This is a genomic window from Hymenobacter metallicola, from assembly GCF_004745645.1.
GTDB classification, from domain to species: Bacteria; Bacteroidota; Bacteroidia; order Cytophagales; family Hymenobacteraceae; genus Hymenobacter; species Hymenobacter metallicola.
On sequence record NZ_SRMB01000001.1, the window covers coordinates 2,291,497 to 2,312,996 of the forward strand.

At 56.4% G+C, this 21,500-nt stretch carries 18 protein-coding genes; 16 read left to right on the forward strand and 2 right to left on the reverse strand.

What is annotated here, in order from left to right; genetic code table 11:
- Positions 1 to 100: 100 nt before the first annotated feature.
- The gene (locus tag E5K02_RS09730) at positions 101 to 403 is read left to right on the forward strand and encodes a hypothetical protein (RefSeq protein ID WP_135394441.1); all 303 of its coding nucleotides are present in this window, start codon (positions 101 to 103) and stop codon (positions 401 to 403) included.
- A gap of 251 nt (positions 404 to 654) precedes the next feature.
- On the opposite strand, the gene E5K02_RS09735 is transcribed toward E5K02_RS09730, so the two are convergent.
- Entirely contained in the window at positions 655 to 2,160 is a 1,506-nt protein-coding gene (locus E5K02_RS09735) for a hypothetical protein (RefSeq protein ID WP_135394443.1), read from the reverse strand.
- 312 nt (positions 2,161 to 2,472) lie between these two features.
- Here E5K02_RS09735 and E5K02_RS09740 point away from each other — a divergent pair, with 312 nt between their 5' ends.
- The 14 genes from E5K02_RS09740 to E5K02_RS09800 all read left to right on the forward strand — a co-directional run bounded on the left by E5K02_RS09740 (position 2,473) and on the right by E5K02_RS09800 (position 19,687).
- Positions 2,473 to 3,279, forward strand: coding sequence for a terminase small subunit (locus tag E5K02_RS09740; protein ID WP_135394445.1), 807 nt, complete (start codon positions 2,473 to 2,475; stop codon positions 3,277 to 3,279).
- The gene (locus tag E5K02_RS09745) at positions 3,269 to 4,474 is read left to right on the forward strand and encodes a PBSX family phage terminase large subunit (protein ID WP_135394447.1); all 1,206 of its coding nucleotides are present in this window, start codon (positions 3,269 to 3,271) and stop codon (positions 4,472 to 4,474) included. The genes E5K02_RS09740 and E5K02_RS09745 overlap by 11 nt, the downstream gene beginning before the upstream one ends.
- Before the next feature lie 4 nt (positions 4,475 to 4,478).
- A complete protein-coding gene (locus E5K02_RS09750) occupies positions 4,479 to 5,144 on the forward strand; it encodes a hypothetical protein (protein ID WP_135394449.1) in 666 nt (221 codons plus the stop codon).
- Positions 5,090 to 5,242 carry a hypothetical protein gene (locus E5K02_RS25500; protein WP_167856341.1) on the forward strand — a complete coding sequence of 51 codons (153 nt, stop codon included), beginning with the start codon at positions 5,090 to 5,092 and terminating at the stop codon, positions 5,240 to 5,242. Before E5K02_RS09750 ends, E5K02_RS25500 begins: the two co-directional genes overlap by 55 nt.
- A gap of 1 nt (position 5,243) precedes the next feature.
- Positions 5,244 to 5,684, forward strand: a complete 441-nt coding sequence (locus E5K02_RS09755) for a hypothetical protein (RefSeq protein WP_135394451.1) — start codon at positions 5,244 to 5,246, stop codon at positions 5,682 to 5,684.
- Positions 5,685 to 5,687: 3 nt separating this feature from the next.
- A complete protein-coding gene (locus E5K02_RS09760; protein ID WP_135394453.1) occupies positions 5,688 to 6,164 on the forward strand; it encodes a hypothetical protein in 477 nt (158 codons plus the stop codon).
- A 5-nt stretch (positions 6,165 to 6,169) separates the two neighbouring features.
- Positions 6,170 to 8,086, forward strand: a complete 1,917-nt coding sequence (locus tag E5K02_RS09765) for a hypothetical protein (RefSeq protein ID WP_135394455.1) — start codon at positions 6,170 to 6,172, stop codon at positions 8,084 to 8,086.
- A complete protein-coding gene (locus E5K02_RS09770; protein WP_135394457.1) occupies positions 8,086 to 11,106 on the forward strand; it encodes an Ig-like domain-containing protein in 3,021 nt (1,006 codons plus the stop codon). Before E5K02_RS09765 ends, E5K02_RS09770 begins: the two co-directional genes overlap by 1 nt.
- Positions 11,107 to 11,257: 151 nt before the next feature.
- A complete protein-coding gene (locus E5K02_RS09775) occupies positions 11,258 to 11,671 on the forward strand; it encodes a hypothetical protein (RefSeq protein ID WP_135394459.1) in 414 nt (137 codons plus the stop codon).
- Complete coding sequence (locus E5K02_RS09780; protein ID WP_135394461.1) at positions 11,671 to 13,737, forward strand: hypothetical protein; 2,067 nt, start codon at positions 11,671 to 11,673, stop codon at positions 13,735 to 13,737. Before E5K02_RS09775 ends, E5K02_RS09780 begins: the two co-directional genes overlap by 1 nt.
- A 550-nt stretch (positions 13,738 to 14,287) precedes the next feature.
- On the forward strand, positions 14,288 to 15,676 hold the full coding sequence (locus tag E5K02_RS09785) for an AAA family ATPase (RefSeq protein WP_135394463.1): 1,389 nt from the start codon (positions 14,288 to 14,290) through the stop codon (positions 15,674 to 15,676).
- 2 nt (positions 15,677 to 15,678) lie between these two features.
- Positions 15,679 to 16,263, forward strand: coding sequence for an HNH endonuclease family protein (locus E5K02_RS09790; protein WP_135394465.1), 585 nt, complete (start codon positions 15,679 to 15,681; stop codon positions 16,261 to 16,263).
- A gap of 299 nt (positions 16,264 to 16,562) precedes the next feature.
- On the forward strand, positions 16,563 to 19,439 hold the full coding sequence (locus tag E5K02_RS09795) for a coiled-coil domain-containing protein (RefSeq protein WP_167856342.1): 2,877 nt from the start codon (positions 16,563 to 16,565) through the stop codon (positions 19,437 to 19,439).
- The gene (locus E5K02_RS09800; RefSeq protein WP_135394469.1) at positions 19,436 to 19,687 is read left to right on the forward strand and encodes a hypothetical protein; all 252 of its coding nucleotides are present in this window, start codon (positions 19,436 to 19,438) and stop codon (positions 19,685 to 19,687) included. Before E5K02_RS09795 ends, E5K02_RS09800 begins: the two co-directional genes overlap by 4 nt.
- Here the strand turns inward: E5K02_RS09800 and E5K02_RS09805 are convergent.
- Complete coding sequence (locus E5K02_RS09805) at positions 19,674 to 20,195, reverse strand: hypothetical protein (protein ID WP_135394471.1); 522 nt, start codon at positions 20,193 to 20,195, stop codon at positions 19,674 to 19,676. The genes E5K02_RS09800 and E5K02_RS09805 overlap by 14 nt on opposite strands.
- Positions 20,196 to 20,297: 102 nt before the next feature.
- On the opposite strand from E5K02_RS09805, the gene E5K02_RS09810 reads away from it, so the two are divergent.
- Positions 20,298 to 21,500: an ATP-dependent Clp protease proteolytic subunit gene (locus E5K02_RS09810; RefSeq protein ID WP_135394473.1), complete on the forward strand. Its 1,203-nt coding sequence runs from the start codon at positions 20,298 to 20,300 to the stop codon at positions 21,498 to 21,500.

Genomic DNA, 21,500 nt, shown 5'->3' on the forward strand with positions numbered 1-21,500 from the left:
ACATTAGAATTGTAAAATTTTAACTATCCTTTTCTAGCTCTAAATGCTGAATGGAGCCAGTTTTGATACCTGCGAAGTCCAACTGGATAGGAAAATCAAAATGGCTTTTCTTCAGACTATTTCCCAGCCTTGGCAACAGCACGCCGAGCACCTTCGCCAAGTACTGGCTCAGCTCGACCCCAAGGAGCGCCGCCGCATCCTCGATTACATCAGCATGCCCCCTGAGCCACCGAAGCCCAAGGCCTACCCCATCGGGGAATGCATGCGGGCCGCCCGCCGGGTGGCGGAGCTTCTCCAATTGCATCAGAAGTGGACCCAGGCCAAGGCCCGCCGGGAGACGGCTCGGGAGCTGGGGGTAAGCCCGGTACAGCTGCGCCGGATGCTGCGCCACGTCGAACAATAAACTGCGCGACGTTTCCAGCAGATAAGCAAAGCCAGGAGTTCACGAAACTCATCTCGAATCCGAGTTTTGTGAATTTTGAAAATTGAACCTATTTCTTGAACTCAATCTGAGCTTTAGGACCACTTTGCCATGCTAGTGGACATGGATGGGCAGCGGTTCACGAATAGGAGTTAATTGAAGAAGTCGAGGTCACCGAATGTCAAAAAGCCCCAGCTTGATAGGCTGAGGCTTTTGCGTAGGTGAGGTAGAAGCTAGCGCTTTACAATACGGAAGCGGTCCTGGAAGTCGGCGCCGGTGTGCACCAAGTACAGACCGGTGGGCAACTCTGCTAGCGACACCTGGAATCCGGTGCCATGGAGCAGCACCCGCCCTGCTAGGTCGCTCACACGGTAGGCACCACGGACGGGCAGTTGCAACATGTCGTCCGTTGGGTTCGGGAAAGGCGCGGGCCGCTTCGTGGCAACTGGCCGCGCGGCCAGGGTCGTGCAGGCCTGCCGAATGGCCGCCTCCGAACAACCGGTCGCGTTACCGCTGATGTTGGCGCCGCCGCCGCGGACCAAGTGCTGGCATAGCCAAGGCACGTTGCACCCCGTCAGGCTGCTGTTGTTGCGCAAATAGAGATAATTCAGCGTCGAATAGGTGGTAAACGTCAACCCCTGCGTGAGCGTGCGCAGCGCAGGGTTGTCGTCGATTGCGAGGTTTGTCGGGGCCGTGGCACCCGTGAAGCCGCTGATGCTGTCGAGCAAGACGTTTTGCGAGATACTTAGGTCCCGCGGCGGTGCGGCCATCGACCGAAAGCCGGTGATCTGTTCCAGGCCCGCGTTGTAGGTTATGGCGATAGACACGCCAAAGCGGCTGTTATTGAAGTTGGCAATCTCTTTCAAGCGCGGGTTGCGGCTGATGTTCACGAGCGAGACATCGCTGTTATCGAAGCCGGACAGGGTTTCCAAAACCGGGTTTTCCATGATGCCCACTTGCCCCGTAGCGACCAGTCCTCCATTAAAGCCTGAAATGGTGCGCAAGGCATCGTTTACGGTAATATTGACGGAACCAAGGCTGCGCAACGCGTTGAAGCCGACTATTGCCTGCAGCTGGGGATTACTTTGGACTTGAATATCTGCCGCGGCAGTGAGCGCGCCAAATGTCGAAATTCTATCCAGCAAGGGGTTGTTGGTGATGGTCAGCCGGCTCGTTAACGTGCGCAGGTTGTTAAAAGCATTGACGGAGCGCAGGGCGGAGTTTTGCGAAATGTAGACCTCCCCTGCGCTGGACAATAGTCCAAACCCGCGAATTTCTGTGAAAGACGTACCAGAGAAGGCCACACCGCCCGCGCTTACTAAGAAGGGGAAGTCGTCGAACGTGCCCACTCCGCTTTGAATGTGCACCACTCCACCGACAGTGCCAATGTCATTGAGACCCGCCAAGCTGGCCAGCAGGTTCTTTTGAATAATTACGTCCCCTGTCACAGCAGTGATGTGTAGCAAGCCGCTCACGTCTGTAACACCTCCGTCCGGCGTGCCGTCGGCGTTGCGGTTGTAGCCCCGGATAAAGATGGACTGAGCGGTGGAGCAGCGAGTTCCAGAGCCAAGGTAGTTGTTCAGCTCTTCCTGGGTGTTGAACCGAAGGGCGCAGGTTTGGCTTTGGGCGTGGGCCGATGAGGCCATTGCCAAGGCCAGCAGTAGCACAGGCAGCCAACTAAGGAGCCAGAGCAGACGGCGGGAGATAGAAGGGGGCGTGAAAGTGGAGCAGTAGGGCATGAAATCGATAAGAAACTTGATAACCAACGGGTTATCTGACGGCCTGGAAGCTCCAAAGCTACGCGTAGTTCGGGCCCTTTCCCATACCCAGTTTTGGGTATTTTGCTACTTTCCCAATTACCTGCGTCAGAATAGTGTCTAAGCGTTCAGGGTAACGGTGGTTTAGGTTCGCAGCCACTCTGCAACGGCTAGAAGGTGACGAAGGAAGCCTTTTTGCCTTCTTCCCAAACTGCGCGACGTTTTACCCCACCTCCGCGACGTTTCGGTCTATGGACGTTTTGTACCCACTCGGGATGGTTGGAGTTTCGTGGTATGTCCACCTCCGCCGAGAAAACCGCCTTCCAGAAATTGACGCCGAAGCAGAAAGCTTTCGTCAATGCTATCTGTGCGGACCCCAATATTTCGGCCACGGCAGCTGCGCTGAAGGCGGGTTACACGGGCACCGGCGTTCGGGTGGAGGCCCACCGCTTGCTAACAAATGCTAACATCCGCAAAGCCTTCGGTGAGAAGCTGAAGGATGTAGGGCCCAGCACCGAGGAAATTGCCCACCGTTGGGATCGGGTGAGTCGGGCCAGCCTCGACGACTTTTACACGCTGAAGCTGGTGGAGGTCGAAAACAAAGTCCCGCAGCATCTGTCGCTGGCCATCGAGCAGGAGCAGGAGGCCATTGCCTACGAACGGGCGTATGCGCCCCGGGCTGCGCAGGTGCTAGGGTACCAGGGAGAAGAGTTGTCACAATACATGGACAAATCCGAAGGCAAAGTCCGTCGGATGCAGCTGCGTATTCTGGAGTGGGAAATGGCCTTGGAGCGCAATCCCGAGGCGACTCGTTTGGTTGACGGGCCACAGAAGTTTGAGGAGCGGCTGGAGCTGGACTTAGTGAAGGCTCAAAAGCTGGGCGTGCTGGACCTGGCGAAATCCATCAAGGAAACTACCAACGGCACCGGCCTGGAAATGCGTGATGTGGATGGTGCACTGGACAAGCTGGCCCGCATCAAAGGAGCCTACGAGAAGGACAATGAGCAGAGCCGTGCGGTAGCGGTCATCAACACCAAGACGGAAATCATCAACACCGGCCCGCCCATTGCGCGCTCGGAAAAGGACATTGATGATGTTTAAGTCCGGCCAGCTTTTCGTGGAGAACTACAACAGCAGCGCCGAAACGCTGGTGAATCAGGGCGGCACGTCGTCGGGCAAGACGTACGCCATTCTGCAGGTCCTGTTTCAGAAGCTCTCCGAGCGGCGCCGCAAAGTGTGCACCGTCGTCGGGCAGGACATTCCTAACCTCAAGGCCGGCGCGCTGCGGGATGCCCTGGACATCTACAACAACACCCCTGAGCTGCAGAGCCTGATCAAGTCCTACAATAAGTCGGAGCGCATCTTCGAATTCCATAACGGGTGCGTGATGGAGTTCAAGAGCTACACGGACGCCCAGGATGCCAAGAGTGGTAAGCGGGACTTCCTCTTCGTCAACGAAGCCCAAGGCGTCATCAAGCCCATTTTTGACGAGTTGGAGCTGCGCACGAAGGAGCAGGCCTTTATTGACTACAACCCCAACGCCGAGTTCTGGGTGCATGAGGAAATCATCGGGCGGTCGGGCGTCGAGCTGCTGATCAGTGACCACCGGCAGAACCCGTTCCTGCTGGAGAAGCAACGGGCCAAGATTGAGGGCCTCAAGGAGAAGGATCTGGAACTGTGGCGCGTGTACGCCCGGGGCAAGACAGGCAAGATCGAGGGCCTGGTGCTGCGCAACTGGAGCCTGTGCAATTACGAGGACATCCCGGCCGGGGCCCGCTTCTTGGGCCGCGGCATTGACTTTGGCTTCACCAATGACCCGACCACGGCCATCGACGTGTACCTGTCCGGTGGCGAGCTGTGGGTAGATGAAGTGCTCTACGAGGAAGGCCTGACCAATCCGGATATCCACCGGCGCCTGCTGGCCGAAGACCCAGCGGCCACGCTGAAAGTGACCATTGCCGACTCGGCCGAGCCCAAGAGCATCGAGGAGCTACGGCGCCTGGGCTTCTCGAAAATTGAAGGGGCCGTGAAGGGCGCCGATTCGGTGAGCAACGGCCTTGATATCCTGAAGCGCTACCACCTCAACGTCACCCGCCGCAGCACCCACCTGCGCAAGGAGCTCAGCAACTACAAATGGCGAGTAGACCGCACCACGGGCAAAGCCACCAATGAGCCCGTCGACGCTTTCAACCACTGCATTGACCCGCTGCGCTACGTGGTCCTGAATGTCCTGGGCAAGCCCCGGGCGGCGCCCATCACGCACTTCCAATCCTTCGGCACAACCCGCCGCCGTTAAGCCTATGCTCGCACTACACACCTTGCCCACTGAGTGGGGCGCTGTTACCCTAAGCCAAGCCGCCGGCCTGGCTGCCCTCGGTGAGGGTGCCACCATCCAGGATTGCCTCTCGGTGCTGGCGGGCTCCTCCCCTGCGGATCTGCTCACCACTGCACCTAAGCAGCTGAGCCGGGCCCTGGCGTCTGTTTTGTTCCTCTCCGAGCCGATGCCCACCCGTGAAGCCTGGGTGCGGCCAACTGAGTTGCTGCTGGGCGAAGTGGAGGTGCCTGTACTCGACACGTTGGAAGATCTGAGCTTTGGTCAGGCCGCCGATATCGGAGCAGCCATTCAGGAACTGGGCCAGGACGTACCCGCCCTGCGCTTGCGGGTGCTGGCTACCATCCTGCAGCCCGCCTACCATGGTACGGGCTACGATACGGACAAGGTGGCTGAGGTAGAGATTCTCTGCGGCCAGGTACCCTTGCGGGAGGCGCTGCCGCTCACGGATTTTTTTTTGCCGAGTTCGACCGCATCCGACGCGCCCACGCCGCCCAGCTCAAACGCATCCCCCTCAGCCAGGCCGAGCGAGCGGCCAACATCGGGCAGTTCAGCCAGGAGTGGGATACGCTGGCCGTCGTGGATGCGCTGGCCGGCGGCGACAAGACCCGCTGGAACTACTTCTACCAGCTGAGCTGGGCCGAGGTCAACACCATGATCGAGCTGGAAAACCACAAAGCCTACTACCGCCACCAAGTGCACTTGCAGCAGGAGCGGCAACAGAAACGATAAAATGCAGTACCCCATCCCAACCCTGCGTGCCTGCGCCGAGCAGGCCATTCCCGGCTGCCATTTCGCCCATGGCGAGCAGGAGGAGCAGAACATCGTTGTCGACCAGCTCACGCCCACGGAGCGCGTGGTGCTGGTGGAGGATAAGATGCTGGTCACGCCTGCTGTCAACAAGTTCGGACAGCGCACCACGGTCACGTTTCAGGCTACCGTCAGTGTGTTTGCCTACTCGAAGCTCACCGATGATGCACATACGCGCCTGCCGCGCATGGACGAGCTGCTCACGGATGCCTTTGCCCTGCTGGCCGCTCTGGAGAAGCACCCAGCCCTGTCGAAGGTGGTGGCCCGCAACATCGTCAGCAGCTACAACGCCTTCGACGCCAACCTGGATGGCGTGGTGATGCAGCTCGACCTCACGCCCGCCGAGCGGGCCAGCCGCTGCTAAGGGATGAATCTGGCCCAGCTGCTCCATACCGAAATCAACCGCACCCAGCAGGAGCTGGGCCAGGCCATTACGTCCAAGGGTCAGCGGGCGACGGGGCGCACGATTGCCGCCCTACGCCATGAGTCCGCGCCCGAGCTGGCCCGGCTCTACGGTCCCTCCCACATCGGGGCGCTGGAGGAGGGCAGCGGGCCGGCGGCCGACCCCAAGGCCAAGCCCGGCCGGGCCATGGTGGCCGACATCACCGCCTGGCTGCAGGCCCGCGGCTCGGACGCCAACCCCTGGGCCGTGGCCACTACCATTCTGCGCCGCGGTACCCGCCTGTCTCGCGGGGAGGATCCACGCTTCGGCAAGCCTACGGGCACACTGCGCGACGTGCTGGCCGCCAGCAAGGACCGGCTACGGCTGGCCCTGGGCGGGGAAGTGCGCCGCTCTATTCGCTCGGAGGTGCTTTCCGGCTTCACCTCTTCTACTGCCTACTAAGAACCATGCTCTATCTCTTTGGCCTGCGCTGGGAAGCCTACAACACGGAACGCTCGGTCTACTATGATGCGGGCCCGCCGCGGCGCATCACGTTCGTAGATGCCAAGATTGACCCTGACCGGCCCCGCCTCACCCCTTCCGGGCCGCCGGATGGTGGCTACAACGTTGCTCCGGGAGCTGTGGTGCTGGAACAGTTCTGCGAGGAAACCACCGGCATTGCCATCTATGCGCAGAACGCGGCCCCGCATGCCTACCTGATCGTTGATGCGACGGCCACTGCCTGCGCAGCACCCAGCGCTGACACCCTGGAGGTAAGCAAGATGGTCAACGGGGCTGCCGTTACTTTCTCCTTTACCACCGATAACCCGCCGGTTCGGTATTCGCCCAATGATATCAACTACGGCGACCCGATTACCAGCCCCTACACACTGAGCTACCCCAACGGCAGCCGCATGGTGTACTTTAAGGACGCGGCCAATTCCCGGCGGGAAATCAGCTTTATCATCAACGTCGATACCGGGGGCGGCGGTGGTGAACCCGTTGACCCGCGCCCGGGGGAGAAGCTCTTCGACTTCGAAGCCGCTGACGGAGGCCTGTACGACGTGTACTATGAAGCCGGCAGCCCGCGCAAAATTATGCACTACTACAACGGAGGTGGTGCGGTCAATAAGCCAGTAGTAACAGCCGAGGAGCTAGGCTTCGAGGATGGAGAAGAGATTACCTTCGTCTGCGAGGCGAACAACACCAAGGTGCTGTTTCGGGCCTCACTGGACAAGCCGTTTGCCACCTTCACCGCCGAGGCCAACAGCGTCGAATGCGGTTACGTCGACTGCTCGCTCTCCGTGTCGGGCCTGCAGGTCTACCAGCCTACTCAAACCGGCGACCTGGGTGGGCTGCGGGTTATCATTTCCACTGAGGCGATCAGCTTCACGGTCTCGATAACGCAGCTTGCGGATAACACAACCGAGTTTCTGACCGGGGCCTTTACCCCCGGGCCGTTTCAGCTCTACAACCTCAAGTCCGGCGCGTATCGGCTCAACGTGACGGATGCCAACGGATGCCAGGCCTCCGTGGACTACACCATCACGGCTTTTGTACCGCCGGTGGAAGATCCAGATCCGCTGCCGGCAACCCGCTGGCACGCTGTGGGGGGCTTACTGCCCCGCCCGGCCTTGCTGGCCACGCCCGTTACGAGCCTGACCGACACGAATAACGAGGCCCGCTTTGGCCTGCATGTAGAGGTAGAGCTGACCCGCGAGGGAGATGAGCAGCCCTTTGCACGCCTGCGCAAGACAGCCCGGCAACTGACGGAAGTAGTGGATGTCTCAACGCTACTGCATGCCCAGCTACGGCCCGAGCTAGCCTACCCCCAGGGCATTGTCACGCCCGACCGGGCCGCCTTTCTGGATTTCCGCTACCGCTACCGGGAGGTAGATGCGCTTGGGGTTGCCGACTGGGTAGCACCGCCAGGCCTGCAGCGGGCTGCGCTGTGTGCGCTTCCCATTGGGCCTTTCGATGAGAACAACCCCAACCTGTATGTGGCCTCTGCGCAGGATCCGGCCTACTTGGTGATGGCCTTCCCCTCGGGGCAAGCAGTGCAATGGGTGGGCCTACCACAGGAGGTGACCGTGTGGCTGCCGGATGCGCGCGAAGCGGACCTGTTTGCCGAGTTCGTGTACCGGGATGCCGCCGGGGCCGAATTGGAAATCAAAACGCTGGTCGTGGCCCGCCAGCTACCCGCCGGCGTCACCCGCATTCCCTTGCCCGCAAACGTGCTGCCTTGTGCCGCTACCGTCACCTTCCGGCTCACGGATACCGACCGCGCCTACGCAGGCAGCTGTGTGGAAGCCGGCCCCGTGGATCCACCCGCCACCGCGCACGACTTCAATATTTCTGATCTCTCTGATAACGATTTCCGCTAATGGACCAAACTCTGGAAATAAAAACGGCCGCCCAGATTCAGGCCGAACTAGTGCAGCTCAGCCTCGACCTAGGCAACACCCTCCAGCCCGGGGCCAATGTCGGCGGCCCGGTGCTGGGCGCCCTGCTCACCCGTCAGGCTGTCCTGGTGGCCGACCTGTGCACGCTGCAGGTGTCGCAGGCCGCGGCCCTGCGCTATGGTTCTGGGGTGCCGCTCAATACGCTGGGCGTCAATAACGACCTGTACCGCAACACGCTGACCGGAGACGAGTATCAGAAAGTGAACGGAGCCTACGTCCTACGCTTGAACCTGAAGGGCCAGCCTGGGTATACCCCCGTTAAAAACCGGGACTACTTCGATGGGAAAGATGGGAAGGATGGCGTTGTCACCTTCCTGGAAACCTACGCCCCCGAAAATGAGCTGGGCAGCGAGGGCAACCTGTGGATTTACGTCAACACCACGGATAAAACAGCCACCCATTACAAGAAAGTAAGGGGAAAATGGCGCCTGATTGGGGCGGCCATCGGTGGCGGCCTCGGGACAGCACCCACCAACCAGAATCCGGTGGTTGCTATTTCTACACCTGTCGCCGGCGCCACGGCCACGGCGGGCACGCTGCTGAACCTGGTGGCCGTGGCCACCGATGACGTGTCGGTGAGCAGTGTGGACTTTCTCAACGCCGGCGGCGTGGTGCTGGCCCCCGGCACGAAAAACGGCAACCAGTACACGGCCACTATCACGGTACCGAATACGCCGGGCACCTTTGGTATTACAGCCAAGGCAACAGATGGGGCCGGTCTGACTAATACGGCTACGGTCAACATTACCATTCAGGCCGCTACGCCGGCCAACACCGCGCCGGTGGTGAGTATCAGCTCGCCGGCTGCAGGGGCCACCGTTACGGCCGGTACCTCACTGCCTCTGTCGGCCACGGCCACCGATGATGTGTCCGTAAGCAGCGTAGAATTCTATAACGCGGCGGGGGCTTTGCTGGCGCCTGGTGTCAAAAACGGCAACCAGTACACGGCCAGCATCACCGTGCCCAATACGCCCGGCGCATTCATCATCACGGCCAAGGCCCTCGACGGGGCTGGCCTGACCAACACGGCCGCCGTGAGCATCACGATTCAGGCCGCCGTAGCCACGGCGCTACCGGCCCCGCAAAACGTACAGGCTACAGCTATTAGCAGCTCGGCTATTTCGATAGCTTGGTCCCCTGTGCCCAACGCCACCGGCTATGCACTGGAGGCGGCCCTGACTGCCAATGGCAGTTATACCGAAATCTACCGCAATACCAGCACCAACTACACCCACGGCGGCCTGCCAGCCTCTTCGCCCCGCCACTACCGGGTAAAGGCCCTGGGCACCGGTGCAAACGCGGATTCTCCCTACTCGGTAAAAGTTAACGCCACGACCCAGGCGGTGCCCTCGACCTATAACAAAACCATTCTGGCCCTGACCATCAGCCAGAGCAATGGCAGCACGCTGGGACGGATGGACACGCGCCCGGCCGGGCAGTTCGAGACCGAGTACACAGCCATGCAAACGCCGCGCACTCGCGCTTTCCTCTTCAATGAAACGACACAGGCAATTGAGCCCATCAGCCGCAGCAATGGCCGTTGCTATACCGCTTCGGAGGCGGAGCTAGCGCTGATTGGAGGTGCTGAACTACTGGCTATTGAGTTCGAGAAGCGGAGCACGGGCAAGCTGTTCTACAACAACCGTTGGAAAAACGGCAGCCCGATTACCGATTTCGCGAAAACGGCGCCTGATACCTACTACTACAACAGTGCCGTGTCAGCGTCGATTGAAACCAAGGAGGCTTTCGTAGCGGCGGGTGGTCAACTGCTTCCAGAAAACATCAAGCTAGGTATCTGGCAGGGGGAAACCTGGGCTGACCTGGATAACTGGATTCCAACGGCAACGGAGTGGACGGACAACTTCACCGACGACGTGGGGCTGCCCGATGGCTGCGACCTGATTGTAGTGTTGCCCAAAACGCAGACGGATTTCCACAACGTGGCCCAGGCCCGCGTGAACATCGCCCAGTTTGCTGCGACCTATACCCGCCACAACGTGCTGGTATGGGATGCCGAGGGCATGAATCTGCAGGACGAGCCGGAAAAGCACCACTACGACTTCCCCAGCCACGTGCTGCGCGCGCAGCAGATGGTGGCCCTGTGGATGGGAGAAACCATCACCAAAACATGGGTATCTGAGCGGAAAACGGCCTCGTGTGGGGCGGGTACCACGGGCCCCGACGTGGTACGTCAGGCCTTCAGCACGGTGAACCTGGCTGACGCTAACACCAAGGCCCAGACCCTGGCCAACGCGGATCTGCAGTGCGAGGTGGTTGTGTCTGATGCCGACCCGGATTATCCGTACCTGCACGTCCGTAAGCAGGAAATTACGGCCACGCAGGGTATCACGGTCACGAACACCAACACGATTACCGCTACCGGCTTTGTAGGTGGCAACGGGAGCACCCAGCCTCGCTTTGCCAAGCACCGCTACGGCTGGCGGGATAACACCCAGCACCCGATTATTGCCTATCAGCGCTTCAAGCTGGTGGACATTGCTCAGCTCATTGGCCCCGAAACGGATGGCCAGTACGCCAACCAGGGAGTAAACCAGTTCCTGTATGGAGCGCGCTCCGGTACGCCCAACTACAGCAACGATTTGGAGGATATCCACTTCGGTACTTATGTGAAGGTGAGCAGTTCAGCGGGCCAGGTCGATGTAGGCGCCAATATGTTCACGGTCAACAACAGCCCGGCCTTTGACCCGCGGGCCTTAGTGGGCAAGTACCTGCGCATTGTCTATGAGCAGACCCGCACCATCCTGCTCCTAGAGGGTGCCACCCGCGCCCAGGACGTGGTGTTGTCGGTGGAAAAATATCGGATGGAAACCGGCCCGAGCATTGTGATGACACCCACCATTGCTTGGCTGTGGCAGGGGTGCCGCATCGAGGATATTTCCCTGGCGGCCGTGACGATTGTAGACTTTTCAGCTCCCGCATAGCGCCAAATGTGCCCCTCTCAAATTAAGCCGCCAGTCCACCCTGGCGGCTTTTTTGGGTGCTCAGCAAGTTGCGCGACGGATTGGGCCAGCTCCGCGACGTTTCGGGCCCTGCGCATTTTGTCGGGTATCAAGATGGTGGGAGTTTCGTGGTATGACGCAACCCTACACCTTGCAGCTACGCCCGTCTTGCCCTGCGCACGGCGTCTACCTGCGCTGGCTCAGCCCGCTGGGCAACTGGGAACCGTGGCTTTTCGATGGCGACATGGACCCCACCACAGTACCAGAAGCCGGTACCGTATTTCGGCCTGAGCAGGGGCCGACCCTACTGCTGCGCCGGGGCGGCGTCGACAAGCTGTTGCTCCGGGCCGGCAATCTAACCCCAGCCCAGCATGCCACGCTGACCACGTTGCTGGATTCCCCCCAGGTATATATGCAGGAAGCGTCCGGCCAGCTCACCGCTGTGTTGGTGACGGCCGCCCCGGCCGGCCGCACGTCGTCGGACAACCGCACCACTTTCGATGTGGAAGTCGTGCTGCGTCCGCGTAATCCTTTGACCCGCGTGTAATGGCAGCTGCTCTGGTTTTAGCCGATGGCCGCCGCTTGCCGCTGACTGCTGAGCAGCGCGTCGGCGTGACGGTGCAGGCCAACAACCTGCTGAAGGTAAACTCGGTGCAAAGCGACTACTCGTCGACGTTGAACCTAGCCGACACGCCCGAGGTGCGTGCGGCCCTGGAACAGGCGCAGCACGGGCCCGCATTGACGGAGCTGCCCTACCAGCTGCTTCCCTGTACGCTGGAGTCCAACAGCCTGGAAGTACTGCCCAATGCCGTGGCCATTGTCGAGCAGCACGAGACAGGCAAGGGCTTCGAAGCGCAGGTCGTGGGCGGCAATGAGCCGTTCTATGCGGCTATCGAGGGCAAGAAGCTGCAGGAGTTGACCTTCCCCGAATCGACGGAGCACGACTGGCTGCATGCCCAGGCCGTCACCGGTGCAGGCCATACTTCCTGGAAGCAGGGCTACGTGTACGACCTCTACGACCGGGGCAAAGGCGGTCCCGCCGAGGGCGACAAGGTGCACCTGTTCACCGATGACGTATTCCCCAGCGTGTACGTGCGCGCCGTCTGGGAGCAGCTCTTTGCTGAGTCGGGCTACCGGTGGGCCGGGCCACTGCCCGAGCTCTTTGACCGGCTACTGCTGCCCACCACCGTGATGGCCGGCTATGGGGAAGCGTTCCGGAAGGCCCGCAAGCTCCGAGCCGGGATTGGCCCGGGCAACGCCCAGTACGGCAACGCCTACGAAGGACGGGAGGAAATCATCTTTACCGTGCCCTACGACTCGGTGGATGCGAAATACGGCTATGCCGCCCCAACGGCCAAGGGCATCTATAACCCCGTCACGCGCACCTGGAAGGCGCTGGAGCCCTGCTACGTCAATGCCAGCGCTCTGACCAACGTCATTCTGGATTCGCCCTACGGTAGCGGCCGGGCCCAACTCTTCTTCTACATGGGCTCGAAAGAGCTGGCCGGCGGTACGCTGACTGAGAGTAAGAAAGGGGCCGGCCACACGACGGTTTCGCCGTCAGTGAACCTGAACCGCTTCCTGCTGCAGGCCGGCGAGGAGCTGCACGTGCGCATCAAGCTCAGCCCGGGCGAGGGCGTGCTGGCCAAGTGGGGTTTCGAAGCCTTCAATGGGGTAGTGTATGCCGTCAACGGCAACGTGCTGACGCTGGACCACTTCACGGTGGAAGTGCTGCCGGACTTTCCGCCCGGGGGCCGCGTTCGGCTGCAGGACCTGCTGCCCGACCTCTCCCAGCAGGATTTTGTCAAAGCCATCATCGGCCTTTTCGGGCTTACCCAGCAAACCGACCCTTACACCCGCACGGTACACTTCACACCCACGGGCCCGGCTCTCGTAGCGGGCCTGAGCCGGGCTCCGGACTGGCAGCCGCGCATCGATGCCGACGAGCCCGCGCCGCGGCTCTTCCATCTGCCCGGCGTGGCCCAGCAAAACTGGTTTCGCTGGAAGAAGGATGAGACCAATCTGGACGGCTCCAGCGAGCTGGGCAATGGTTTCTTGGCCTGCAATGACACCACGCTCGAGCGGACCCAGGATGTGCTGACCCTGCCGTGGGCAGCAACGGTCGTTTCAGAAAGCGGGCTGCTCTTGCTGCCTACCTACAAGGTGCGTGAAGGGGAAGTGTCGGTGGAAATTGTCTACGACGAGAAGCGGCGGCCCTTCTTTCGGCGGCGGGGGACAGCGGTGGTAACCCCGGTATATGACAAGCAGACGCCGACGCCGCGTCTGGTCGTGCAGACCAACCAGACGCGTACCGTGACCTTGGAGGATGGTCAGGCCTCGGCCGTTATCCGGCCCCGTATCACCACGTTTGCCGGCCTGGACTTCGCGGCTGACCTGCTCCCCTCCTACTACCAGCACCTGCGGGCTGTGTATGCCCGCCCCCTGATACTCAAGCCCTCCGTGCGCCTGAGCGCGCAGCAGGTCATGGATTTCAGCCAGCTCCAGCCCGTGTGGTTGGAAACGGAAGGCAGCTACTTCTACTGCAATAAAATCGACAATTGGGAAGAGGCCGACGCCTCTACGCCGGTGGAGTTGCTGCGGTTGACGTTCTGAAGGTAAAGATAGGTTGGCTACTTCAGGATTGGAAAGTCGGGGTGCCGCGTGGGCGGTTGCGTTGGTTGCAGTTTGCGCACCTTTGGGGTGTGTAAATAAATAATGGCCTTTGCCGGGGCTGTTTTTCGCAGGAGGTCATCCCTTGCCGGGGTTGGCCTCTTTTGTCTTGTTGATGGATCAAATACAGCTAATTTTTGCCATTGTAAAAAACATTTGTGCAATGTTTTTTACAATGGGAATAAATGATTTATTGTACCTTCGATATTATGGAACAGCAACCCAAGCGGCAGGGCCGCCCACCTAAAGACCCAGCTCGACACAAGCGGAACCGCACACTATCTCTTACTGATGAGGAGTATGCCAAGCTGGCCCACTTAGCGACAGCAGCAAATAGGGGAATAAGCGAATATGTAATTGAGAAACTTGGGCTAAATCAACCTTGAATGTATAGTACATATAAGCACTTTAGCCAATAATAATGGCTTAAGCTTATCGTGATACACGAGGACACCCAATTCAAAAAAAACTTTTGACCAATACTTGTCTTGACATGGTTTACTTATTGAAATTATATATAGGAGATTTCCAGCAATTTAAAAGGTTTGTTCTTGACCTAACATATTCAGAAGGGCCTATGAAGGGTAAACCATTGAATAAGTTATGCTTTATTGGCAAAAATGGAACAGGAAAGTCAACATTACTTCAAATTATAGAGGAAGTAATACACGATAACACTGTTGCCTCTAATGCTACTCGGCCAGCCGGTTCTTGCGTGGCTAAAATACAGAGCAATGAAAAGATATTTTACATACACTATGGCAGTAACTTGCGACATAACCGCAAAAGTCGCAGGATATTTTCGCAAGAAATAGAAACAATAAGCGATTATGAAAACAAGATCCTTGACTTAATGTCATCTGATGATTTAGCTTTTCAAGTATCAGAAAGCTATTTTGTACGATTCGAATTACCCATGTCTGAACATGCTAATTTTTTAACTCCCAAAGTTTTAAACAAATTACTAATTACTGTACCTGCTGAGACACATCAAAATACTTACAAAACTTTGGACGATGTTCCTGAGACTAGTGTAAATGAAGCATTAAGCCTTTTTCATACAACTCCATACAAGCATGTAGTATCTTCAGAAACAGTGACGAATTTTTGGAAAACAATAATATATTTAATAAAGAAGCGCGAAAGTGACCTGACAGTATTCAGGAATATGGAAGCAAATCTAGACAGAACTGTAAGAGAAGTAAATCTAGATTTTGAAAAAACAAACCCAAAGATTTTAGAAGAACTTTCGAAATTATGGAATAACATTCTTGAAAAGGGTGGTTTGATTTTCGATATCCAGAGCGCAAACAACCCTGTGCAACTCAATGATAATTTGAAAGCATATATAAAAATTCGATCTACCGGCGATAATATAAGCTACAGTAGACTTAGTACAGGTATACGAAATTTTATTTTTAAGCTAGGACATGTGTTCTCTTTATATTTTGGCAGAGAAATACAACAAGGCTATCTATTGCTTGATGAGCCAGAGAATAGCTTGTTTCCAGACCTTTTATATGATTTGATTGATTTGTATACTAGAATAACCCATAATACACAGCTATTTGTATCGACACATAGCCCTATTGTGGCTGCACAGTTTGATGCTAACGAAAGGCTCGTTCTAGATTTTGATGAATATGGTAAAATTATCAGCAAGCGAGGTGTAACTCCAGTAGGAGATGACCCTAATGATATTCTTGTAAAAGATTTTGGCATTAGAAGTTTATTAGGAAGAGAGGGCTTGAGTAAATGGGAGCGATACATTGAACTAAGCCTATTAATTAAAAATGAAAGTGATCAAATAAGACAAATGGAGTTACTGCAAGAATATATGACCATTGGTACGTTGTATAATTTCAACCAAAATTCAATCTAAAAATGAAGTACCTGAATAAACTGGTTAATTCAGATATAGTCATTGAAAATTTATCATATGAAACGTCTAGTGATAGAATTAAGATAAAGTCGTCTTTATTACGCGAGCAATACTGTTTTTGTGCCTACTCGGAGAAATATATATGTAAGATTGATGAAGCGCATATTGAGCATTTCGACCCTCGTTTGAAGAAAACACAAGAGGATGGATATATGAATTGGTATGCAACGCTGCCATGGATGAATTCACATAAGCCAAAGAAAATAGGTCCATACTTGCCAATTTTACTACCATCATCACCTGATATTACTAATAGAATAACATACAACATTGCAACCAATACATTTGAGGTTGTCAGGTTGGATGATTGCGAAGCAGATAATCTTATTAAATATTTGGGATTTAATAAGTTTGAATTGGTTGAGGAACGAAAAAAACAAATTAATAGAATAAAACTAATATTTGACACTGTTGGCAAGGACAGTATGCTATTAATACTTTCTTCACATAAAGAGTATGTGAGCTTTGCAACAGCTCTAGAACATGTGTTTTGCATTGATCTTATGCCTTATATCACTGCCGCATAGCTCTAGTATGTATTAGCTGAGCTTAGTTGTTACTGCTCCCACTCCCAATAGGTCTTTAGCGCTTATAAGGATTTTTTCGTATTGTCAGCCATTATGCCAAACTAGCGAACTTGCCTCTTCCACACTAATGGCACATAAACCAAATCCAACCATTAACTTGCTGGATATTACAAGCACTTATCCTAAGGTTAAAGTCTAATTTACTCATAAACTATATCACGCGACGTTTTAATCAATCTTCGCGACGAAATGGGGCCACTGCAATTGCAGTGGTTTTTTTTGTGCGGTAGGTTCGGGGTATGGCTCAAAACAACACCGAAACCGTTCTTTTCGAAGTCCGGCTTTCAAGCGAACAGCTAAAGGCGGAGATGCAGAAGGTGCGCACCCAGCAGCGCGGCCTCACCACCGAAATTGCCAAGACGCGGGAAATGCAGAAGCTGCTCACAGCAGACTTCAAGAATGGCAGCGTCTCGGAAAAGGAGTATGGCATCGAGGCCCAGCGCTTGAGCGAGTTGCTTCGCGCCCAAACCAAGGAACAGGCTGCTGCTACCAAGCAGTTGGATAGCCTCAACACGGTCACTAGTGAAGCAGAGGGCTCGATCAACCAATTGCGTGCGGAGTTAGCCTTGACGACGGCTAGCTGGAATAGTCTCAGCGAAGTAGAACGAGAAAACTCGGAAGCAGGTAAAGCCCTGCAGGCACGTACCCGGGCCCTCTCCGATGAGTTGAAAGTACTAGAGGGCAAGGTGGGTGACACCCGCCGTAACGTGGGCAACTATGCCGATGCGCTGAAGGGGGTGGGTGGTGAGCTGGTTAGCGCAGCCAAAGACAGTGACCTCTTCGGCGGTGCCATGAGCAAGCTCGAAGCGGCCCAACAAACCTACACGAAGGCCCAGGAGCTGGCAACGCTGGCTATGGGTCAAGGAGCGGCGGCCTCCTCTACCCTGCGCGTGGCCATGCTAGCTATTCCCATCTTTCTGGTAATCGCCGGGCTGGCCGTGCTGTTCAACTTCCTGAGCAAAACCCAGTCTGGGGCCGACTTCCTGGCTAAGAAAATGGGCGCACTCAAGGGCATTTTCGCCGTCGTAAATCTGGCCGTTACCGGGTTTGGGGAGATACTGTTCAAGGCCGTGACCAACCCCAAGCAGGGCCTAATTGATCTGGTCGATTTCATCGAGACGAACCTGCTCAACCGGCTCAAATCCATCGGCGTCATCATCGACGGCATCAAAACGGGTAATGTGACCAAGATTGCCGACGGCTTTGTGCAGGCCGGTACGGGGGTAGCCAATGCCTCGGCTAAAATCCGGGCCTTCGGGGCTGAGCTGGATGCGGCCGCCGCCGCAGGTGAACGGCTGGCCGCCGTCGAGCGCCAGCTGCAGCGCGACACGGATGACAACATCGATACCAATAAGAAGCTCCTCAACCAGGTAGAGCGGCTCAAGAACATCCGGGATAATGAATTCAACTCCCTGGCCGTGCGCAAGCAAGCCAATGAGGAGGCCTTCAAGTTGGACATGCAGCGTGAAGCCACGCTGGTCGATCTGGCCCGCCGTCGGGTGCAGCTGCTGGCGGCCCAGATTGCCCAGGAGGGCGGCCGGGATAAGGTCAGCCGGGAACGGTACCAGGAGTTGAAGGAAGCGGAAAACGAGCTGGCCGATATTCAGGAGGACGCGGCGGGGAAGCAAAACGAGTTTATTACCACGCGTTTCTCCCTGCAAAAAGAAGTCGAAGAGAAGCTGCGCAAACTGCGGCAGGACTTCCTGAATCTGGAAATAGCCCAGATTGATGCCCGCCTGCAAAAGGTTGTCGTCGGCAGTGAGCAGGAATTGCAGCTCCAGAAAGCCAAGCTGGGCAAGCAGCGGGCCTTGGAGTTGTCGGAAGCGGACCTGACGGCCAGTCGGAAAAAGGCAATCGAGGAGAAGTACCGGGCCGATATCGAGCAGTTGAACCGGGACCACCTGCAGAAGCTACGCGAGCAGGCTGCCGAGTCGCAGCAGATTGCTATTGCCACCCAGCTGGCCCGGGCCCGGGAAGGCAGCCAAGAAGAGTTTCTGCTGAAGGCCCAGGCCATACAGGCCGAACTGGCTGCTAACCTGGCCGGCATTGACCGGCGCCAAAGTGCCGAGCAGCAGGCTGCGCAGGAGGCTCGTTTCCGAGCGGAAGCAGCCAAGCAGCAAGCCGATCTGGAGTATCAGCAGTCGTTAACTAATCTGGAAAACAACTTAACTCAACAGCGCACCCTTACCAACCAGCAGTACGCGGCTGGTCAAATAACCAAGGCCCAGCATGAAGCCGCACTGGAGGCTATCGAGCGGGCTGGTACCGCGGCTCGCATCGTGGTGCAGCAGGATTACAGTCGAGAAACAGTAGCCGAGCAGGAAACACAATCCACTCAAAGCATACAGACGCTTGAAAAGGAATTAGCACGCAAGGAAGCCATTGCCCAGCAAGAAAATCAGGTGCGTTTGGCCGTTGCCGCTACCGCTGGGGAGGCAGCAGATCTTGTTATTCAGGCTTTTGGTCAAGAAACTGCGGCTGGGCAAGCGGCTTTGGCGCTGAAGAAAGCAGCAGCATTAGCCGAAATCAGCATCAATCTGGCTGTGGAGCTTTCAGCCATTGCGAAAAATGCTTCGGCAAACCCCTTAAACATTCCAACTGCTGGCATTGCTGGTATTTCGCAGGCTGCTATACTTTCTGGTATTGCGGTAGCAAAAGCTGCATTCGCTACCGCCAAAGTATTAGCCTTTGCTGATGGAGGTATGGTCCGTGGTCCTGGAGGCCCAAAGGACGATCTTGTCCCAGCCATGCTTTCGGATGGCGAGGCAGTCATGACGGCTGAGGCAGTCCGCAAATTCGGCCCTCTACTGTCTTTCCTCAACGTAGCCGGTGGCGGAAAATCATTTGGTTATCGAGACCCAATGCCCCGCTCTACCTTGGCTCGGCTGGCAGATGGCGGCGTAGTTCGTTACGATGCCAGCTATATGGCTCAAATGTCGGGCCGCTTCGGAGGGGGCCAAATCGACTATGAGCAGCTGGCCCAAGCCATTGCCGATAAAGTAGTGCCTGGCTTCTATGCTGCAAACAAAGCCTTGCCTGCACCAAATCTTAATATCACCGAGTTGCGCGAAAAGCAGAACAAGGTGGCCACCAATGAAAGAAGAGCTGACCGATGAAAGTCATTGATATTTTAAACCAACTGGATGAAAAAGGGCAGTTGGTTGCACTCTATCGAAGCGGGTGCATCAATGTGCGCACCTATGCATATCGTGATGTTTACCTTCGCTGGCAGACCTTAAGGGCGTCTATGCGCTATTATGAGGACAACGCCGGTGCCGTGCGTCAGGTCGCTGCTGAAATGGAAATATCCGTTCCCTCAGTGTACAGGGCAATTGCTGGTATGGAAAAGACTACTGAGGCTTAACAATGTATTCAAAGCGAAGGTGCTCGAAAGAGTCCGCTACAAATACTTTCGAACCTGGGAGTAGTGGTGCATCAAGTGGCACCGGTACAGTAGTAGAATAAATCACATACTGTCCTGATGCCCGCGCTGAAGGAGTGGCTGACTCTGGCTCCACACGCTTTATCTCTTTCCCATCAGGATCTTGAATGATAATTGTAAGATTATGCGGGTCAGCCTTTTCTAGTTTGTTGCGAGTGAGCATCACCAGCACGTAACCACCGCCAGGTATTTTAGCTCGCTCCTGAGCAATACGTTCCGCATCCCACATTTTCAAGGCTGCATCCTTGCTTATCTGTTGGTCTATCTCCTTGGCCTGAGCATACATAATTGGCAACCCATCATTATAGGTCACATTCCACACATCAGGGTCAAACTTAGATTGCTTAGGCTCTTTATGCTTCGGTAGCTCCTTTTGAGCAGTAGCCAAAGAAGGAAGTGCAAGAAGAAGCAAGAGAGCAAAATGGCGCATAAGCAGTGCGAAAATGAAAATACGTCGCCAAGATAACTAACTGTATCAGAATGATGATACAGTAGTTCAACGTTCGCGGAATAGTACACAGACCTTCGTAGCATGTCTGAAGCGAAGGTTCTTATTAGTGGCCCAATTGTCGGTGACTCCAGCGAGGCTGGGGACGCCTGGCCGTATACAACGCTGGAAGATGTTCTCTCCCAGCTTGAATGGCAGAGGCCCTACGACTCGGTGCGCGTGCTGATTAACTCGCCCGGCGGCCGGCTTGATAAGGGCCTCGGCATCTACGACAAGCTACGCACCCTGGGCCCCGACATCACGGTTACCACCGAAGCCATCGGGCAGTGCTCCAGTATTGCCACGATTGTTTTTCTGGCTGGCTCGACGCGCTTGATCCACGAGCATACCGAATGCCTGATTCACCTGCCCCGTGGTGGTTGTGAGGGGGCTACTCCTGCCCAGGCCCAACAGTGGGCCGACGATATGCTGGCTGCTCAGCAGAAAATGATTGATATCAGCGTGGAGCGCACTGGGCAAGCTGCCGAGGTGATTGCTGCCCGCATGGCCGAGGAAAAGAATGTTTCGCCCTCGGATATGCTGGCCTTGGGCTTTGCCACGCTCGTGCTCAAACCCGTGACGGCCTTGGCCACGCTGCCTATCCTGGCAGCTTCTCCCGCTTCTTCCACCGATGATACGCCCAGCTGGGCGCAAACGCTCATGTCCAAATTCACTGCAGCCCTCGCGGCTATGACCCTGGCTGTTGCCGGGGCAAACAAACCCGTTACCGCTCTGGCTCCTACCGCCACCGATACTTCTAGCGCGACGACGGCGCTGGCCGTGGAGTCGGATAAAGGGCAACTCACCATCGAAACAGGCGACCGGACCACCTACGAAGTGGGCGACAAGGTAACGGCCCCCGATTCGCCTTCTGACCCAGTAGCCGACGGAGACTACGTGCTGACCGATGGCCATACCATCACCGTCACGGCTGAACTCATTTCCGCTATAGTTCCCACGGTAGAAGCAACAGCCAGCGCTGAACAGGATGAGACGATGGGCCAGGTGCTGGCAGCCATCACGAATCTGGCCAATGAGGTGAAAGGAATCAAGCAAACAGTAGCCGCTACCACGGCAGCCACCAACAATCGGCTGAACACGATTGCTGCTGCAACAGGCAGCACAGGCATCGTCGAGCCTGATTCAGTTATCACAGCCTCGCAGCAAGGCAAGAATACCACCATTGCCACAGGCCAATCGGCTGCGGACCGCCGCGCCGAAAAGCAGAAGCAAACCCGTCGCCTCTAA

Bases quoted from the DNA above. Each gene is read 5' to 3' on its own strand.
- E5K02_RS09730 (WP_135394441.1), top strand. From the start codon at position 101: ATGGCTTTTCTTCAGACTATTTCCCAGCCTTGGCAACAGCACGCCGAG.
- E5K02_RS09735 (WP_135394443.1), bottom strand. From the start codon at position 2,160: ATGCCCTACTGCTCCACTTTCACGCCCCCTTCTATCTCCCGCCGTCTG.
- E5K02_RS09740 (WP_135394445.1), top strand. From the start codon at position 2,473: ATGTCCACCTCCGCCGAGAAAACCGCCTTCCAGAAATTGACGCCGAAG.
- E5K02_RS09745 (WP_135394447.1), top strand. From the start codon at position 3,269: ATGATGTTTAAGTCCGGCCAGCTTTTCGTGGAGAACTACAACAGCAGC.
- E5K02_RS09750 (WP_135394449.1), top strand. From the start codon at position 4,479: ATGCTCGCACTACACACCTTGCCCACTGAGTGGGGCGCTGTTACCCTA.
- E5K02_RS09755 (WP_135394451.1), top strand. From the start codon at position 5,244: ATGCAGTACCCCATCCCAACCCTGCGTGCCTGCGCCGAGCAGGCCATT.
- E5K02_RS09760 (WP_135394453.1), top strand. From the start codon at position 5,688: ATGAATCTGGCCCAGCTGCTCCATACCGAAATCAACCGCACCCAGCAG.
- E5K02_RS09765 (WP_135394455.1), top strand. From the start codon at position 6,170: ATGCTCTATCTCTTTGGCCTGCGCTGGGAAGCCTACAACACGGAACGC.
- E5K02_RS09770 (WP_135394457.1), top strand. From the start codon at position 8,086: ATGGACCAAACTCTGGAAATAAAAACGGCCGCCCAGATTCAGGCCGAA.
- E5K02_RS09775 (WP_135394459.1), top strand. From the start codon at position 11,258: ATGACGCAACCCTACACCTTGCAGCTACGCCCGTCTTGCCCTGCGCAC.
- E5K02_RS09780 (WP_135394461.1), top strand. From the start codon at position 11,671: ATGGCAGCTGCTCTGGTTTTAGCCGATGGCCGCCGCTTGCCGCTGACT.
- E5K02_RS09785 (WP_135394463.1), top strand. From the start codon at position 14,288: ATGGTTTACTTATTGAAATTATATATAGGAGATTTCCAGCAATTTAAA.
- E5K02_RS09790 (WP_135394465.1), top strand. From the start codon at position 15,679: ATGAAGTACCTGAATAAACTGGTTAATTCAGATATAGTCATTGAAAAT.
- E5K02_RS09795 (WP_167856342.1), top strand. From the start codon at position 16,563: ATGGCTCAAAACAACACCGAAACCGTTCTTTTCGAAGTCCGGCTTTCA.
- E5K02_RS09800 (WP_135394469.1), top strand. From the start codon at position 19,436: ATGAAAGTCATTGATATTTTAAACCAACTGGATGAAAAAGGGCAGTTG.
- E5K02_RS09805 (WP_135394471.1), bottom strand. From the start codon at position 20,195: ATGCGCCATTTTGCTCTCTTGCTTCTTCTTGCACTTCCTTCTTTGGCT.
- E5K02_RS09810 (WP_135394473.1), top strand. From the start codon at position 20,298: ATGTCTGAAGCGAAGGTTCTTATTAGTGGCCCAATTGTCGGTGACTCC.